15 protein-coding genes and 1 riboswitch are annotated in these 15,520 nt (G+C 42.8%); of the genes, 13 read left to right on the forward strand and 2 right to left on the reverse strand.

Features of this window, described 5'->3' with window-relative positions; genetic code table 11:
- Positions 1 to 26: 26 nt before the first annotated feature.
- From P9989_RS08200 to P9989_RS08220, 5 genes are all read left to right on the forward strand, one after another.
- Positions 27 to 761 carry an alpha/beta hydrolase gene (locus P9989_RS08200; protein ID WP_283078283.1) on the forward strand — a complete coding sequence of 245 codons (735 nt, stop codon included), beginning with the start codon at positions 27 to 29 and terminating at the stop codon, positions 759 to 761.
- Between the two features lie 288 nt (positions 762 to 1,049).
- The gene (locus tag P9989_RS08205) at positions 1,050 to 1,241 is read left to right on the forward strand and encodes a DUF6366 family protein (RefSeq protein WP_283078284.1); all 192 of its coding nucleotides are present in this window, start codon (positions 1,050 to 1,052) and stop codon (positions 1,239 to 1,241) included.
- A 345-nt stretch (positions 1,242 to 1,586) separates the two neighbouring features.
- Positions 1,587 to 1,937, forward strand: coding sequence for a DUF2200 domain-containing protein (locus P9989_RS08210; protein ID WP_283078285.1), 351 nt, complete (start codon positions 1,587 to 1,589; stop codon positions 1,935 to 1,937).
- A 96-nt stretch (positions 1,938 to 2,033) separates the two neighbouring features.
- Positions 2,034 to 2,408 (forward strand): DoxX family protein, encoded by a 375-nt coding sequence (locus P9989_RS08215; RefSeq protein WP_283078286.1) that lies wholly within the window; start codon positions 2,034 to 2,036, stop codon positions 2,406 to 2,408.
- A 243-nt stretch (positions 2,409 to 2,651) separates the two neighbouring features.
- The gene (locus P9989_RS08220) at positions 2,652 to 3,617 is read left to right on the forward strand and encodes a hypothetical protein (protein ID WP_283078287.1); all 966 of its coding nucleotides are present in this window, start codon (positions 2,652 to 2,654) and stop codon (positions 3,615 to 3,617) included.
- A gap of 78 nt (positions 3,618 to 3,695) precedes the next feature.
- Here the strand turns inward: P9989_RS08220 and rpsN are convergent, their stop codons facing one another.
- On the reverse strand, positions 3,696 to 3,965 hold the full coding sequence (rpsN, locus tag P9989_RS08225) for a 30S ribosomal protein S14 (RefSeq protein ID WP_283078288.1): 270 nt from the start codon (positions 3,963 to 3,965) through the stop codon (positions 3,696 to 3,698).
- A 168-nt stretch (positions 3,966 to 4,133) separates the two neighbouring features.
- A riboswitch (TPP riboswitch) is annotated at positions 4,134 to 4,234 on the forward strand.
- A gap of 77 nt (positions 4,235 to 4,311) precedes the next feature.
- Between rpsN and thiT the strand changes: the two genes are divergently transcribed.
- From thiT to P9989_RS08265, 8 genes are all read left to right on the forward strand, one after another.
- On the forward strand, positions 4,312 to 4,884 hold the full coding sequence (gene thiT, locus P9989_RS08230; RefSeq protein WP_283078289.1) for an energy-coupled thiamine transporter ThiT: 573 nt from the start codon (positions 4,312 to 4,314) through the stop codon (positions 4,882 to 4,884).
- 124 nt (positions 4,885 to 5,008) lie between these two features.
- Positions 5,009 to 5,878: a DUF1028 domain-containing protein gene (locus tag P9989_RS08235; RefSeq protein ID WP_283078290.1), complete on the forward strand. Its 870-nt coding sequence runs from the start codon at positions 5,009 to 5,011 to the stop codon at positions 5,876 to 5,878.
- A gap of 18 nt (positions 5,879 to 5,896) precedes the next feature.
- The gene (locus P9989_RS08240) at positions 5,897 to 6,658 is read left to right on the forward strand and encodes a sporulation protein (RefSeq protein WP_283078291.1); all 762 of its coding nucleotides are present in this window, start codon (positions 5,897 to 5,899) and stop codon (positions 6,656 to 6,658) included.
- A gap of 594 nt (positions 6,659 to 7,252) precedes the next feature.
- Positions 7,253 to 7,840 carry a DUF2087 domain-containing protein gene (locus P9989_RS08245; protein WP_283078292.1) on the forward strand — a complete coding sequence of 196 codons (588 nt, stop codon included), beginning with the start codon at positions 7,253 to 7,255 and terminating at the stop codon, positions 7,838 to 7,840.
- 125 nt (positions 7,841 to 7,965) lie between these two features.
- A complete protein-coding gene (locus tag P9989_RS08250; protein WP_283078293.1) occupies positions 7,966 to 9,138 on the forward strand; it encodes an MFS transporter in 1,173 nt (390 codons plus the stop codon).
- 13 nt (positions 9,139 to 9,151) lie between these two features.
- Positions 9,152 to 11,227, forward strand: a complete 2,076-nt coding sequence (locus tag P9989_RS08255; protein WP_283078294.1) for a methyl-accepting chemotaxis protein — start codon at positions 9,152 to 9,154, stop codon at positions 11,225 to 11,227.
- A gap of 222 nt (positions 11,228 to 11,449) precedes the next feature.
- Positions 11,450 to 14,401 (forward strand): formate dehydrogenase subunit alpha, encoded by a 2,952-nt coding sequence (gene fdhF, locus P9989_RS08260; protein WP_283078295.1) that lies wholly within the window; start codon positions 11,450 to 11,452, stop codon positions 14,399 to 14,401.
- A complete protein-coding gene (locus P9989_RS08265; protein WP_283078296.1) occupies positions 14,394 to 14,861 on the forward strand; it encodes a helical membrane plugin domain-containing protein in 468 nt (155 codons plus the stop codon). The genes fdhF and P9989_RS08265 overlap by 8 nt, the downstream gene beginning before the upstream one ends.
- Before the next feature lie 48 nt (positions 14,862 to 14,909).
- Here P9989_RS08265 and P9989_RS08270 read toward each other — a convergent pair whose 3' ends face one another.
- Positions 14,910 to 15,392, reverse strand: coding sequence for a DUF456 domain-containing protein (locus P9989_RS08270; protein WP_283078297.1), 483 nt, complete (start codon positions 15,390 to 15,392; stop codon positions 14,910 to 14,912).
- Between the last annotated feature and the right edge of the window lie 128 nt (positions 15,393 to 15,520).

Here is a 15,520-nt window from a genome sequence, read left to right on the forward strand (position 1 = left end):
AGAATAGTAGATAGGAGAGATGTGTCATGATGCAAGGGGCTGAACCGATTTTTACAGAGGGAAATGAAGTCGGAATTCTCGTGAGTCACGGCTTTACGGGGACGACTCAAAGTATGAGACCGCTCGCTAATGCCTACGTCAAAGCAGGCTATACTGTTGCTTGCCCACGATTGGAAGGGCATGGAACGACACCTGAGGACATGGAAGTCTCCAACCAAGAGGATTGGATTCAATCCGTCGAAGCTGCCTATCAGTGGCTTGATGAGCGTTGTACCAACATCTTTGTAGTGGGGTTATCTATGGGGGGGACCTTGACCTTATACCTGGCTGAGAAGTACGAGAAGATTAAGGGAATTGTGCCGATTAATGCGGCGATTGACATTCCCGCCATGGAAGAAGTGATGGAATCAGCGGAAGATCGATTCGTGGATGCCATTGGCTCTGATATTAAAAAGGCAGGCGCGGAGGAATTGGCGTATGATCGAACTCCGGTCAACGCGATCCGTTCCCTCATGGCTTTGATGAAAGAAGTTCATGAAGGACTTGCTGCCATCCACTGCCCGGCATTAATTTTTGTTTCGGACGAAGATCATGTCGTTCCGCCGGATAATTCGGAAAACATCTTTGACTTGATTTACTCTGAACATAAAGAGCTCGTTCGGTTGGAAAACAGCTATCATGTGGCCACGCTCGATAACGATCAAGATTTAATCATTGAGCGTAGTCTGGAATTTTTTCAAATGTATGAAAGGGCTATGTAAATAACAAAAGTGTAAGCGGCCTTGGGACACGACAAAGGGAGGTTAGGCATTCAAGGAACAACCTTTTGGGGAGTTGAAGGTCGTTATTTATATTATATGTATGGAATTGTCTTATCGAAGTTCGGTAAGCTAATTTTTTAGGATAAGGAATAATTACAGAAGTTTTATACAACTTAAAGTCCATATAATGGAATAACTGCTTGTGAAGATTATAGGAATTTGAAATAATTGGTATCAAGTAAAGGGCAGGTTAGTTATTCTTGGAATAGGAAGTGGGGGTGTTTTTTATTGAGTAAAGATAAAGAAACTCCTGAAGAAAGAAGAGAAAGATTGAGACAAGAAGAATCAAAAAAACCTGCTGGGAGTATTCATGGTGGAGGACTCCCAGATTTAGTTGGGAAATTAGGTTGGAAAGGTACTGGAATACTTATTTTTTTATTACTAGTAGGTTTTATAATTTATTCCGTCTTTTTCAACTAAAGGGTACGAGAGAGCTAAGAAAATTAAGAACAAAGAAAATGAAACACCAGATCAATTACTTGCAACAGTAATGTTAATAATCTCTCCCCCTGAGTTTAAAGGGAATTTATCCAACTCTGGGGGACTTTCCATTTTTATCTGAGAAAAAGGTTTAATGAGCTCGAGTATTAAATGTGGAAGCCTCGAAAAATTTCATAACTGAACATACAGAAAAGGAACTGAAATATGCAAATGACATTTACACAAAATTGTTAAAAGATATCTATCCATGAGAAATCAAAATAATTTTTGAATGATATAATTGAAAAACAATTAATCTACATTACATGAAAGGGAGGATGTATCATGACCAAACATAAGATTTATACAATGAGTGTCGCAAATGTCTATCCCCACTATATTACGAAAGCGGAGAAAAAAGGACGTACGAAAACAGAAGTCGATGAAATCATCCGTTGGTTGACAGGGTATAGCCAGGAAGAGTTAGAAGCGCAACTGGAAAAACAGACAGACTTTGAGACCTTCTTTGCGGAAGCTCCCCAACTGAATTCTTCACGGACTTTGATCAAAGGTGTGATCTGCGGTGTCCGAGTGGAAGACATTGAAGAATCAACTATGCAGGAAATTCGCTATTTGGATAAGCTGATCGATGAGTTAGCAAAGGGAAAAGCGATGGAGAAGATTTTGCGGAAATAATAATTAAAACGAAGAAACACTGCTTCCATTTATAAAATATAAAAGAATCGGTGTTTTTTTGTTGAATAAATAGTAAATGGAAAAGGTGGTATACATATGAAGGTGTTTTTTCGAACACTATATTCCATCCTCTTAGTTGGAGCCGGCATCTTGCATTTCGTCCATGAACGAAGCTTTCGCAGGATTGTCCCGAAAACACTTCCCTCACGACGGTCCATCGTGCTGGTGTCAGGTGTTTTTGAAATGATTTTTTCCGTCTTGCTTTGGGTGAAAAAAGGACAACATATCACAGGGAAACTCTTAGCACTATTTACGACCGCTGTTTTTCCAGCAAATGTGTACATGGCTGTGAAAAAAATATCATTCCGGCCGGGAGAACAAGCGAATCCTTGGATTCTATGGTTGCGTTTACCCTTGCAAGTTCCACTGGTTGCTGGGGCGTTAACGCTGGGAAGAAAAGATAATAGATAGACTGTTCCAGAATCAGGGTGCCTTGTTGAATAAGGTGTCCTTTTTTGAATAGGACCATATTCTTGAGTGTTAAATAATGGGGCGCATTCTGGAATTGGAATAGGGAACTGCACCCTTTTTATATTTTAAGGACTATATTGTGGAATAAGATTGGTGATATTTAACGATTTCGATAGCCGAAGAAATGAAATAAAAATGTAGGAATCTTCATATGGTAAAAGACAAACTTTTTAGGAGGTACATATGAAGAAAATTGTGGTTGGCATTTCGATATTAATGGTTTTAGCCATTGGTGCGACACTAGTTTTCATACCATCGACGGCCTCTGAGAAGGCAGAGGGCAATATTTTCATGAGTCGGCATATTGATGACGCTGGTGTAAGGGCGGCTGTGAAATCGGGACAAGGCCAAGTGCTAGATCAAAAATATTATGATGAAAGGTATGACATAACCGTCCATTTCAAAAGGGTTTTAACCGATGATAAAGAAACAAAACTCCTTTTGACCTATCATAGTGAAGAGAAAAATTTAAAGAATTATTATATTGACCTTTGGGAAGGTGTCAGTAAGGTTAATTTGATTGTCGGCCATGAAAAGATATCATTAGAAAATGTGGGCTGGGGAAGCCGATATTACAGTAAAACAGAGAACACAGTATACGAGGCCTTATCCTTCGAATCAATAAAAGAATATGAGGGACAGAACATTCGTTTAGAGATTGAAGATTTGACCATCTGGAAAAACGGTGGAAATGGCAGTGTACGGACAACTTGGCCTCTAGAATTCAAGCTTAAGCCTTCTGCCACCTTTGCCAGAGAAAAAACTGAAATCAATAAAGAATTCACTTTTAAAGGTGAAACATACAACATTAAGCAGGTGGAATTTTCTGCCTTAGAAACAAGAGTCGTCGTTACTGGATCTGATATTAAAATTTATACGGATGAAAGTGGAAGACAATATGAAAAGAGAAGTAAACTAGAAAAACTATTCCTTAATCCTAGAGAAACAGGTAAGGAATATGGATACAGAGCTAATAAGAAAAAAGCGGGTGTCTTTTTGAGGTCAGCTGGGAAGAAGGTTGTGCCGATCTATAGTAAGGAAGAGGTACATGATGCAGATAACTATGTAATGGTTTTTGCACCAGTGAAGGATCGGCAAAATTTGATTCTTGAGGTTGGTGAGGATATCGAAATTCCATTAATCGAATAGGACGTCGGTTTACGAAAATTCATGTGACCTTGTAGCAACAGTAAAAAACTCAGAAGCTAAAATAGGCTTCTGAGTTTTTTACCAGCTGGCTTTTTTTACGCCAGGAAGCTGGCCTTTATGGGCAAGTTCACGAAACTTAATTCTTGATAGTCCGAACTGTCTCATATACCCATGAGGTCTTCCTGTAGCGGCACAACGATTATGAAGGCGAGTAGGGGATGAATCCCTTGGCAGTTTGCGCAATGCTTCATAATTACCTTCTGCTTTTAGTTGCTTACGTACTTCTTTATATTTTTCATACGTCGCCTGACGTTTGCGTTCTTTTTGGACCATAGCTTGTTTGGCCATGACAGTTCTCCTCCCTTTAAATAGTAATAATTACGATTTACATTGTATAACTTTGTCCTTTTTTTGTCAAACAGAGAAAGGTAGCCAGTGTCCTCTGATCTTCTTAGTCATTGATAGAATCTAGAGATTGCTTTATAATAGATCCATAGCAAAAAGAGCGAAAGAATATAAGCCTTCAAGGGGAGCTTTAAGCTGAGAGTGAACAGACTTGTTCAGACCCTTCGAACCTGTCAGTTAGTACTGACGTAGGGATGGTGGCTTTTTTGATGGCGATGCAACGGGACTCCTCCATCAGGAAGCTTCCCTGTGGCATCGCTTTTTTTCTATGGAAAAAGGAGGTTGAGGGATGCGAAATAAACGTGTTTTGTTTTTAGTAGAGGTAGCGATTTTTTCGGCATTAGCCATCTTACTTGATATTATTCCATTTCTTTCGTTTAAACTTTGGGCCCAGGGAGGCTCGGTGTCGTTTGCAATGGTTCCCGTATTTATCATGGCGTTTAGGTGGGGGCTTGGCGGCGGAGTGCTGACGGGGCTGCTGCTCGGTTTCTATCAAATTTTATTTGGAGCTTATATTTTGACACCAATGCAAACGTTCCTTGATTATTTTGTAGCGTTTGGTGTGATTGGTCTCGCCGGAATTTTTGCCAGGCCGGTATGGGAAGCGGCCCGCTCGAGAAAGGTAAAGCGAATGGCTGTCTGGCTGGTGTTAGGCGCATTTATCGGCAGTCTGTTCCGCTTCTTAGGCCACTTCGCTGCAGGGATTGTTTTTTATGGAGAATTTGCTCCGCCAGGCCAGCCGGTATGGTTATATTCTCTACTTTATAATGGGGGATATATGCTGCCGGCGTTTATCGTTAGTGCGATTGTATTATGCTTGCTGTTCTCACAGCGGCCGACTTTACTGCTCAATCGCTCGTAAATCAAGAACCTATTTTTTACAGCTTCGTGCTGTGAAAATAGGTTTTTTCTTTTCTCGAGAAAAAATAGAAAGGGAAATCGTTAAAAAAGGTCGAATGAGTGTAGTAGGAAGGGAGTAGAAGACGATGAACCAATCAAACATCATTGCTACGTATTCAATTGTCGGATTTGACCCGGAAACAGAAGAACTTGGGGTTGCTGTTCAGTCGAAATTCTTAGGGGTCGGAGCCGTCGTCCCATGGGCAAAGGCCGGAGTTGGGGCAATTGCCACACAAGCTTTTGCTAATCCAGCTTATGGTCCAGAAGGACTGGAGCTATTAAGTAAAGGCTTGACCGCTCAGGAAGCCGTTGACACATTAATCGCTGGAGATGCAGGTGCTCCTGACCGACAAGTGGGGATTGTGGACGCGCAAGGAAGGGCAGCTACATTTACAGGAAACCGCTGCTATGACTGGGCTGGCGGAGTAACTGGTCAACACTATACCGCCCAAGGCAATATTCTAGTTAATGAAGCCACCGTCACTGAAATGGGAAAGGCTTTTGAGACAAGCATAGGTTCGTTAGCAGACCGTTTGTTGAAAGGGCTTGAAGCCGCGGAACAAGCTGGTGGTGACAGCAGAGGAAGGCAGTCGGCCGCAATTTATGTGGTGAAAGATCAAGGGGGTTACGGTGGGCTGAGTGACGTCTTTATCGATCTAAGAGTTGACGACCATCCCGAACCAGTCCAGGAGTTATTCCGAATCTACCAGCTTCAGCAACTTTATTTTGGGGAATCGAAACGTGAGAATATAAAGGCGCTTGAAGGGGAATTGAAAGATAGGGTCGTCCACCATTTGTATCGAACTGGGTTTTTATCGAATAATGACCCTGATTCTGACGATCTCTACCAGGCCCTTTCGACGTTTCTGCATAGGGAGAACTTTGAAGCCCGTGAGCAGGAACGTGGGTTCATAGATCTTGAAGTCTATGATTTTCTAGATAAAATGGTTGTATAACAGGAAAGGGGAATAGAGATGTTTAAAAAATTAATGGCGCGTGCCGGTATTGGCGCTGCCAAAGTGGATACACAGCTTGAGAAATTGGATTTTCAGCCTGGCGAAGCAGTTGATGGAAAGGTAGTCGTGCAGGGCGGCGAGGTAGATCAAGAGATTGACCAAATCACTGTATTCCTGATGACCGAAGCATTGAGAGAAGCGGACGATAAGAAAATTAAAGAAACAGTCAAGCTGGATGAATATCGGATCTCCGGCGCATTCGTTATTCATGCCAAAGAGACGAAAGAGATTCCGTTTACGATTGAAATTCCGATCCATGCTCCGGCTACATTAAACAGGCTGCCGCTATGGTTTGAAACAGGACTTGATATGCCGATGGCTCTTGACGCGGGGGATCGAGATTACATAAAAATATCTGTCCACCCGTATACGGAATCGATCCTGCAAGCTGTAGAAAGAGAGCTGGGTTTCCGCCTGAAAAAAGTAGAGATGGAATACTCAAGAAGACATGGCTATGTTCAGGAATTTGAGTTTCTCCCTGGCGGTGAATTCAGAGGATATTTAGACGAATTAGAACTGATCTTCTTCCTAGATCATCAAGGCGCTCGAGTATTTTTACAAGTCGATCGTAAGGCAAGAGGCTTGGGTGGCTTGTTCGCGGAAGCGTTAGAAATGGACGAATCCAATATCCAATTATACTTTTCAAAGGAGGAGTTGGAGTCTGGGGCGCCCTCACTGGCGAGAAAGTTAGGCACAGCTATACGGGAACATGCTGGATAAGAACAAAAGCGCGGGACATGCTGGTAGACAGAGGAAGTTCCTCTAAACGGTGAGCTTCTCCAGGCTGGCGCTTTGCAGGATCTCACTCTGCACACTAGTCCCACTGGAGTCTCCACCTTTCCCATCTTCACTTGCCATATGGGGGTTAGGAATTAGCTCGAATGATTCCGTTTGCTGTTTAGTAACACAATTATTTAAAGACATTTGCAAAGGGACTACCTTCGATTTTTATTAAGATGGTTCCGTTGATCTCATCATCGAAATGGGGGATGGGAAAACTGCGAGACTCCTACGGGAAAGGAAAGACTGGCAAAACCCGGGAGGTCACAGACCGAGGAGGCTTGCCGTCTTCCCCGTGGAAAGCGAGTGGTTTCCCACCCCCATTCTCCTATTGAAAAATATGGAACCTTAATCAAATTCCACACAATCGAGGGTAATTACGGAATAACGGTAAACCACTGAAATTTTTATAAGTTCCTATGCTATTACATAGAGCTGCCGGATCGAATCGATCTGGCAGCTTATTTTTTTGACTTTCATACAAGGTTAGATTATTATCTAATTAGATACTTATTTAATAAGGGAGGGGAAACGATGCAATTAAACAAGATGGTCGACTTTCATAAAGCTGTAGGAGACCCGACGCGATTAAGGATTGTTTCACTCTTGCTTCATGGGCCGCTCCATGGTCAGGCGATCGCCCAAAAACTCGGACTAAGACCTCCTACGATTACCCATCATATAAAAAAGTTAAGAGATACAGGGATGGTGTATTCGCGACGGGATAGAAATACGATTTATTTCTACTTAGATGAAAAGAAACTGGAATTTATGGCCACAGCGATTTTACGAATGGGAGATGAGACCGTGAAGAAAGACGAACTGCATGTAAACGAAGCTGAACAGCGCAAAATTCTCAACAACTTTATAACAGAAGAAGGCATGTTAAAACAGATGCCAAGTCAACTGAAGAAGAAACTTGTGATTTTGTCATACTTCGTTCAAGGGTTTGAACGAGGAACAGTTTATGAAGAGCACGAAGTAAACGACTATATTAAACAGTTTTATGGGGATTATGCAACCATGAGACGCGAATGGATTATGCAACAGTTTATGTATCGTGAGAATAATAAATATGAGCTTAATCCAGAAGAAATGTGGCCAATGGTTGTAAAAAGGTGATCACGCTGTCACCTTTTTTTATTTGGGTAACTAATTAGATGGTTGTCTAATTTAAGGGGGGAAGGGTTATTTTTCTTCATCACCATTCTTACAAGTATTTATTTTACTCAGGTATTGTTAACGGGGTGGGGGATCGGTTCAGCCAGGTGGCTGTATTAGCTTTATTGCTGGAATTAACAGGGTCTGGTTTAGCGGTAGGTATTTTAATGGGGATGCGTGTTTTGCCTTACTTGATTTTGTCTCCTGTTGCAGGAAAATTCGCAGATATTTGGGATCGCCGCAAGATGATGATGGTGACAGATATAGCCAGAGTCCCTTTTGCCTTTTCGTTCCTCTTCGTTCAATCGCAAGATGATCTCTGGATTCTCTATAGCAGTATGTTTGTCTTAGCTTGCGGAGAAGCCATTTATCAACCGGTTAGAAAAAGCAGTATTGGTGTGTTGGTCGAAGAGCAGCATTACGCCAAAGTAAATGGATTCGAACAAGTGGTCATCGGGATTGTGCTTATTATCGGTTCAATTACAGGCGGACTGGTTGCTTTTTTAATCGGAAAAGATGTGGCGTTTATCCTTAATGGATGTACGTTCATGGCCGCCGCGTCTCTCATTTATCCTCTTAAGTTTAAACGGCAGAAGTCGCAACAGTCACCGGCAATACCCGTTCAAAAGCCCCGAGCCAAACTGGATCCTATGGTTCTATTCATCGTGGTCATCCTGGGGGTTAGTGCTGGATTGGATGGTTTATTTAACATACTGATCAGTTACTACGGAGCAGAAACGTTCAATTTGGGTGAGTTAGGAATCGGTCTGCTTTATGGAGCATTAGGAATAGGCCTGGTGATGAGTTTCTTTATTTCTAAGCAAGTGAAAGGGAAAATGCTCCTCATCGGAATCATTACAATTGGAATGGAAGGAGTATTACAAATGTTGGCCAGTCAAGCTTCTGTAATATGGGCGGCTGCTCTAGCTTTTACAGGGATTTCACTTTTTGGCGGGGTAGGAGCTGCATGCTTTGATACTTTGGTGATGGCCCGGACGCCGAAATCCGATCAAGGAAGAGTATTCGGGTTCATCGAGTCGTTAACGAATGTCGTGATTGGACTGGCGATGTTTGGGTCCGGATGGCTTCTCGATTCGTTTGCTGCTAGGCAGGTGGGGTTTATCGGCGGAATCGCTGCTATTGGGTCAATGGTTTTATTTATAGTCTTATATAGTTTTTATTTTCACAAAATTATAGAAAATTCTCGAAAAATGGTAAAAAAATATGAAAAAAGGTCGATAAAACATACAGAAGAGTAAAGGGGGAGAGTAAGTGAAGCTATTAAAAAAAAGTTATGGATTTTTTACGAAGAGAATCCAACGACAGATTCTTTTTCCATTTTTATTTTTAATTTTATTAACAGGATTTGTAGTAGCTGGAACGAGTTATTGGTTTAGTTTGAACAACATGAAGGAAACGATGACGAAGAACGTCGAACAACAAATGACTATGATGAGTGATTCATTTGATACCTTGTTTGACAGCATCAGTCACAACGTGAATCGTTATGCAGAAGATAATCAGCTAGCGAATCCACAGGAAATGAGCGAGGACATTCTTGCGAGTTTTGCAAGTACCAAAGAAGCTAACCCATACATTTTAAATATTTATATGGGCGACAAGGATACGAAGGATATGTTTATCTTTCCCGAAACCGAGCTAGGCTCAGACTATGATCCGACAACGCGCCCCTGGTTTACAAAGTCGGTAGAGCAGACAGGTGAAGTCATCTGGACAGAGCCCTACACAGATGCTGCGACAGGCGATACGATCGTAAGTGCTGCCCGGGCAATCGAACAAAATGGCAGTGTTACCGGAGTTTTTTCGATCGATTTTACGGTGAATACGTTATTTAACATGATCGAGAAAGTAGAGGTGGGGCAGACAGGTGACGCGATGTTACTTAGTGAAACAGGGATTTATCTGGCGCATCCAAACGAAGAGATGATCGGTAAAACGGCTGAGAAAGCACCTTTTTATGACACATTAATGTCAAGTGAAGCGGGGTCTTATGAGTACAGTAAAGGTGGAAAACAGAAAATTATTGCCTTTGCCACCAATCCTAAAACAGGATGGAAAATGGCCGGGACGGTGAATGTATCAGACTTTGTGGCCCAGGCCAACACGATTATTTTACCGATCGTGATTGTGCTCGCGATTGTGATTTTAATTTCCCTGGGGATAGCCGTATTAGTGACGCGTTATCTTACCAAACCGATCAAGCACTTGCAGAAATTAATGAATAAAGCCGGGCAAGGGGATTTTGCCATTGCGGTAAAAATTGTTCGAAATGATGAAATTGGTGAACTGTCAGAGGATTTTGAGAGAATGATGGCATCGATTCGTGAACTGATTGCAAACGTGAAATCGTCTTCTAATCTTGTAAGCAGTTCTGCTGAAAATGTAGTCGCCAATGCCGAGCAGAACGCAGCTGCTTCGAACGAGATTTCCCGGGCAATACAAGATATCGCAAGTGGAGCTCAGTCTCAGGCGGAGTACATGGAAAGCAGTGTCAATTCATCCCAAACACTCGCTTCAACCATTAACGATGTCGTCACTCAAAGTGAACGAATTAAAACGCAGTCTGATGAGTTGCTCGATCGCTCTGAAGAAGCGAAATCGATCGTTGAGAAGCTGCGCAGCCACTCTAATCAAACGACAAACATGACAACTGAAATGAAAGAATCGATTCATGAATTACAAGATAGTTCAGAAAATATTAATCAGGTCGTAAGCACGATTTCTGGGATTGCCGGGCAGACGAATTTGCTGGCCCTAAATGCCGCTATTGAAGCAGCCAGAGCCGGAGAAGCCGGAAAAGGATTTGCTGTCGTAGCTGAAGAAGTGAGGAAGCTGGCTGAACAGTCGGAATCAGCTCTGACCGATGTTGCGAAAATGATCCATCATATGCAAACCCGAACAGCAGCGATCGTAGAGTTGATCGAACAAACTGGGGATGTCGTGGTAGAGCAAGAGCAATCTGTGAATGCGACCGAGCAATCCTTCGAAGGCGTGTTTGCGAATATTTCTGATAACGTTCAGTCCATTAACCAGATTATTTCTTCCATGAAGCAAATGGATAAGGAGAAGAATCAACTTGTGGCGACGATTGATGAGATTAGTTCTGTAACGGAAGAAACAGCGGCAGGGGCAGAGCAAGTGTCAGCCTCCATTCAGGAAAGCAATTCTGCGATGGAACAGCTCAACCACTTGGCTGAGGAACTGGAGAATGTCGCCTCATCAATGAACGATTCCTTGCAGAATTTCAAGTTAGATAAGGACCATGGCGCAGAAGGGGAAGTTGTACCATTAGAGAAAGATAACAAGTGGGGCCAAAAAGCAGGATAATTTTTAAATGTGACCCGATCACGGGTCACATTTTTAATTCTTTAGAGGTTTGAAAACTAGGTAAACAGGGAACTTTTCAGTAAATTGTTCGAAGTGGAGGGGGCTTATGATCTAACTATTCTGCCAATTGGATGTTGCAGCAGGGAGAATCTTAATCTCGCTGCGGAGTGGTCTCTTTTGATTGGCGTGATAAATGATTACTTAAAGAAGGAGGAACTACAATTGTTAGAACGTGACCATACAGTAGTAACAATTAATGAAAAGGAATATTTAGCAGATCCAGGTCAAAACCTTGTGGAACTGCTTAACACAACGGATGAGAATGTACCGCAGATTTGTTACAACGAGTCACTAGGGCCAATTGAGACATGCGATACTTGCATTGTTCAAGTTAATGGAGAGCTGGTGCGAGCTTGTGGAACGAAAGTAGAAGCGGGGATGAAGGTTCAAACGAAACTGCCTCATGTACATAAAGCACAGAAAGAGTCGTTGGACCGTATCTTAGAAAATCATGAGCTTTACTGCACGGTATGTGATTACAATAACGGTTCATGTGAAATCCATAATACGATGGCGGAATTTGGCCTCGAGCACCAGTCCAGACCATTTGAACCCAAGCCGTACAATCGCGATGAATCCGGTTCCTTTTATCGGTATGATCCGGATCAATGTATACTTTGCGGGCGTTGTGTGGAAGTATGTCAGGATATCGAAGTTAACGAGACCCTGACAATTGATTGGGAACGCCAGGAGCCGCGCGTTATTTGGGATAATGATGTGCCGATTGATCAATCCTCCTGTGTCAATTGCGGTCAGTGTGCCACGGTCTGTCCTTGTAATGCCATTATGGAAAAAGGAATGGAAGGGGAGGCCGGATTTCTTACGGACCAGCAGCCAGGGATTTTAAGGTCGATGATCGAATTAACGAAGAAAGCTGAAACAGGTTATGGCCCCCTTTTTGCCGTATCAGATACGGAAGCGGAAATGCGTGAAGAGCGGATTAAGAAGACGAAAACGGTTTGTACCTATTGTGGTGTCGGATGTTCGTTTGATGTGTGGACAAAGGATCGGAAAGTTCTTAAAGTCGAACCGAGTGCCGAATCTCCAGCCAATGGGATTTCCACGTGTGTGAAAGGGAAGTTTGGCTGGGATTACGTCAATAGTGAAGATCGCTTAACGAAACCGTTGATCCGCAGAGGTGATTCGTTTGAAGAGGTCGAATGGAATGAGGCCATTGCTTATGTCGCTGAACGAATCAAAGAAATTAAAGCAGAAAAAGGTGCAGATGATTTAGGATTTATCTCTTCTTCTAAAGCCACGAATGAAGAGTCTTACCTTATGCAGAAACTGTCCCGGCAAGTCATTGGGACGAATAACGTGGACAATTGTTCCCGTTATTGTCAATCTCCAGCCACTAAAGGATTATTCAGAACGGTAGGACATGGAGGAGATTCCGGTTCGATCGACGATATCGCCAAAGCAGACCTCGTCATCACGATCGGTTCCAATACGGCGGAGTCACACCCTGTGCTGGCTTCCAGAATCAAACGGTCTCAAAAGCTGTTTGGCCAGAAACTCTATGTCTTTGACCTAAGAAAATATGAAATGGCTACAAGAGCTGATCGCTTTTATCAGCCAAATTCCGGAACAGATTTAGTGTGGCTGTCGGCGATAACGAAGTATATTTTAGATCAGGGATTAGAAGATAAAACATTCCTAGACGAATGGGTCAATGGTTTTGATGAATACAGAGAAAGCCTGGAACCATTTACGATGGACTATGCCTCGGATTTAACGGGCATCCCGAAAGAGGAACTTATGGAAGTAGCCGAAGAAATAGCTTCATCCGAACGTGTAGCCATTTGCTGGGCAATGGGAGTGACGCAGCATACCCGTGGAAGTGATACGAGTACCGCGATTTCAAACTTGCTGCTGGTTACGGGTAACTATATGAAGCCGGGCTGCGGTGCATATCCACTAAGAGGCCATAATAATGTTCAAGGCTGCAGTGACTTTGGCAGCATGCCGAACTTCTTCCCAGGTTATGAGAAAACAGAAGACGACGAGGTTCGCAAGCGTTATGAACAAGCGTGGGGTGTCGACCTTCCAAAAGAACCGGGAAAAGATAATCACCAGATGATTGAAGCGATCCATGATGACAATCTTAGTGCCATGTATGTAATGGGTGAGGACACAGGAATAGTAGATGCTAATATTAACTATGTAACCGCCGCCTTTGAAAAACTCGATCTCTTTATTGTCCAGGATCTGTTTTTAACCAAAACAGCTGAGTATGCAGATGTGGTGTTACCTGCGTCACCGAGCCTCGAGAAAGAGGGCACCTTTACGAATACAGAACGCCGTATCCAGCGGTTATACAAATCCCTGGACCCTCTCCCTGGATCTAAACCAGATTGGGAGATTCTCCAGCTGATTGCGAAAGAGCTTGGGCATGACTGGGGCTATGAGCATCCTGGTGAGATAATGGAGGAAGCGGCCAGCCTGACTCCACTGTTTGCCGGCGTATCGTATGAACGATTAGAAGGGTATAAATCCTTGCAATGGCCAGTTGCTGAAGATGGAACAGATGAGCCGCTTCTGTTTCTGGATGGGTTCCCTTTTGACGATAAAAAAGCGAAGTTGTTCCCGCTGGATTATGAACTGGAATACAAGACGACAGAAAAATATGATTTACACGTAAATAACGGTCGTATCCTTGAACATTTCCATGAAGGGAATATGACTTATAAGTCTGAAGGGATTACGAGGAAAACACCAAGTGCCTGGATCGAGGTTTCAGAAAAACTAGCGAAAGAACGCGACCTGAACGAGGGTGCAACTGTGAAGTTATACTCTGATGCTGGGGAAGCTGAGGGTGTTGTGACCATTACAGATCGAGTCAGAGGCAAGGAACTGTACATTCCGTTAAATGATAATGGAAAATCAGCGATTAATTTCTTGACAGATAACAGCGTAGATAAGGATAGTAATACGCCGGCCTACAAAGAAATAGCGGTTTACATGGAAGTCGTGAAGAAAGAAGGAAAGTCACCGATCCCTCCTAATAACCATCGAAGAGGAAATCCTGTTCCCCAAATCAGTGTGCAAGTTCAGAAGAAGTGGGAGCGTAATGATTATGAATTCCCAGGAAATCAGGTGAATAAGAATGGCTAAGTCGATCAGAAGTGTGAAACCGATGGAAGTGCCTCGGGAGGAACAAATCGAAAAAGATGTTTCTGAAGTAAAAGAAGCAGTTGCTGATAATAAGGATGCCATATTAAAAGGGATTAAACTGCTGAAGGCGTTAGAAGAAGGCGGGACGCTCGATTCCGCCTACGCCTTCACGAAGAAGAAGAAAGAGGCTTTAGGTTATGTGGCCAATGAATTAAACAAAGAGCAGTATACTCCATTGATTGAGAACTTACCGGAGCTGGTTTTCCTGCTCGGCGAACTTGATGTGAAATCGTTACGTGAATTAACAGATCGAGTGAATCAGGGAATTGAACAAATGAATACAGAGGACCCAGCTAAAAAGACCTCCGTCTTTGATTTAGCTAAGGCCTTGAAGGACCCTGAAATCAACCGAAGTATCACGATGATGATGCAGTTCTTAAAAGGGATGGGCCGTCGGTAATTAAAAAGAGCTTCTCGACCAATAGTATGTCGAGAAGCTCTTTCTCATTTAGAGCCAAGTTTCGATAAAGAACCAGATAATCATAATTAATTGGATCATGACTTTCGCCACTGACCCACTAAGAAAACCAAATAAAGAACCTAAAGAGGCTTTAAAGGCTTCTTCTGTTGAACGCTTTTGAACGAGTTCAACGATGAGAACGAGAACGAAGGGAAGGATGATAATTCCAAACGGCGGTATAATAAAGGAGCCGATAATCACACCAATGGCAGCGGAGCGTTCTCCCCACTTACTGCCACCGTAGCGTTTCACGAAGTAGCTGTTCGCAATGATATCAGCGACAATTAAAATCACTGTTAAAATGACCATGCCGATCCAGAATAAAACCGATAATTCCTCTCCATTTATAAAGAAAAAGTAGGCGAGGAAGCCAAGCCAAAGCACGAGAGGCCCTGGGATGATCGGGAAAATGATACTAGCAAAGCTGGCTAGAAATAAGGCCATAATAATGACCCAAATCAGTATGTCCATGTAATAGTTTTCCTCCTATAGAAACCGTATACTGTGCCTTTATACGTTGCACATCCTCGTTTAGTTTCAACCATTTTTTAATCGTGACCACATCCATTCTATCACATGCATAAGAAAAACCGGACTTC

The sequence above is a fragment of the Halobacillus naozhouensis genome, from assembly GCF_029714185.1.
In the GTDB taxonomy this organism is placed as follows: domain Bacteria; phylum Bacillota; class Bacilli; order Bacillales; family Halobacillaceae; genus Halobacillus_A; species Halobacillus_A naozhouensis.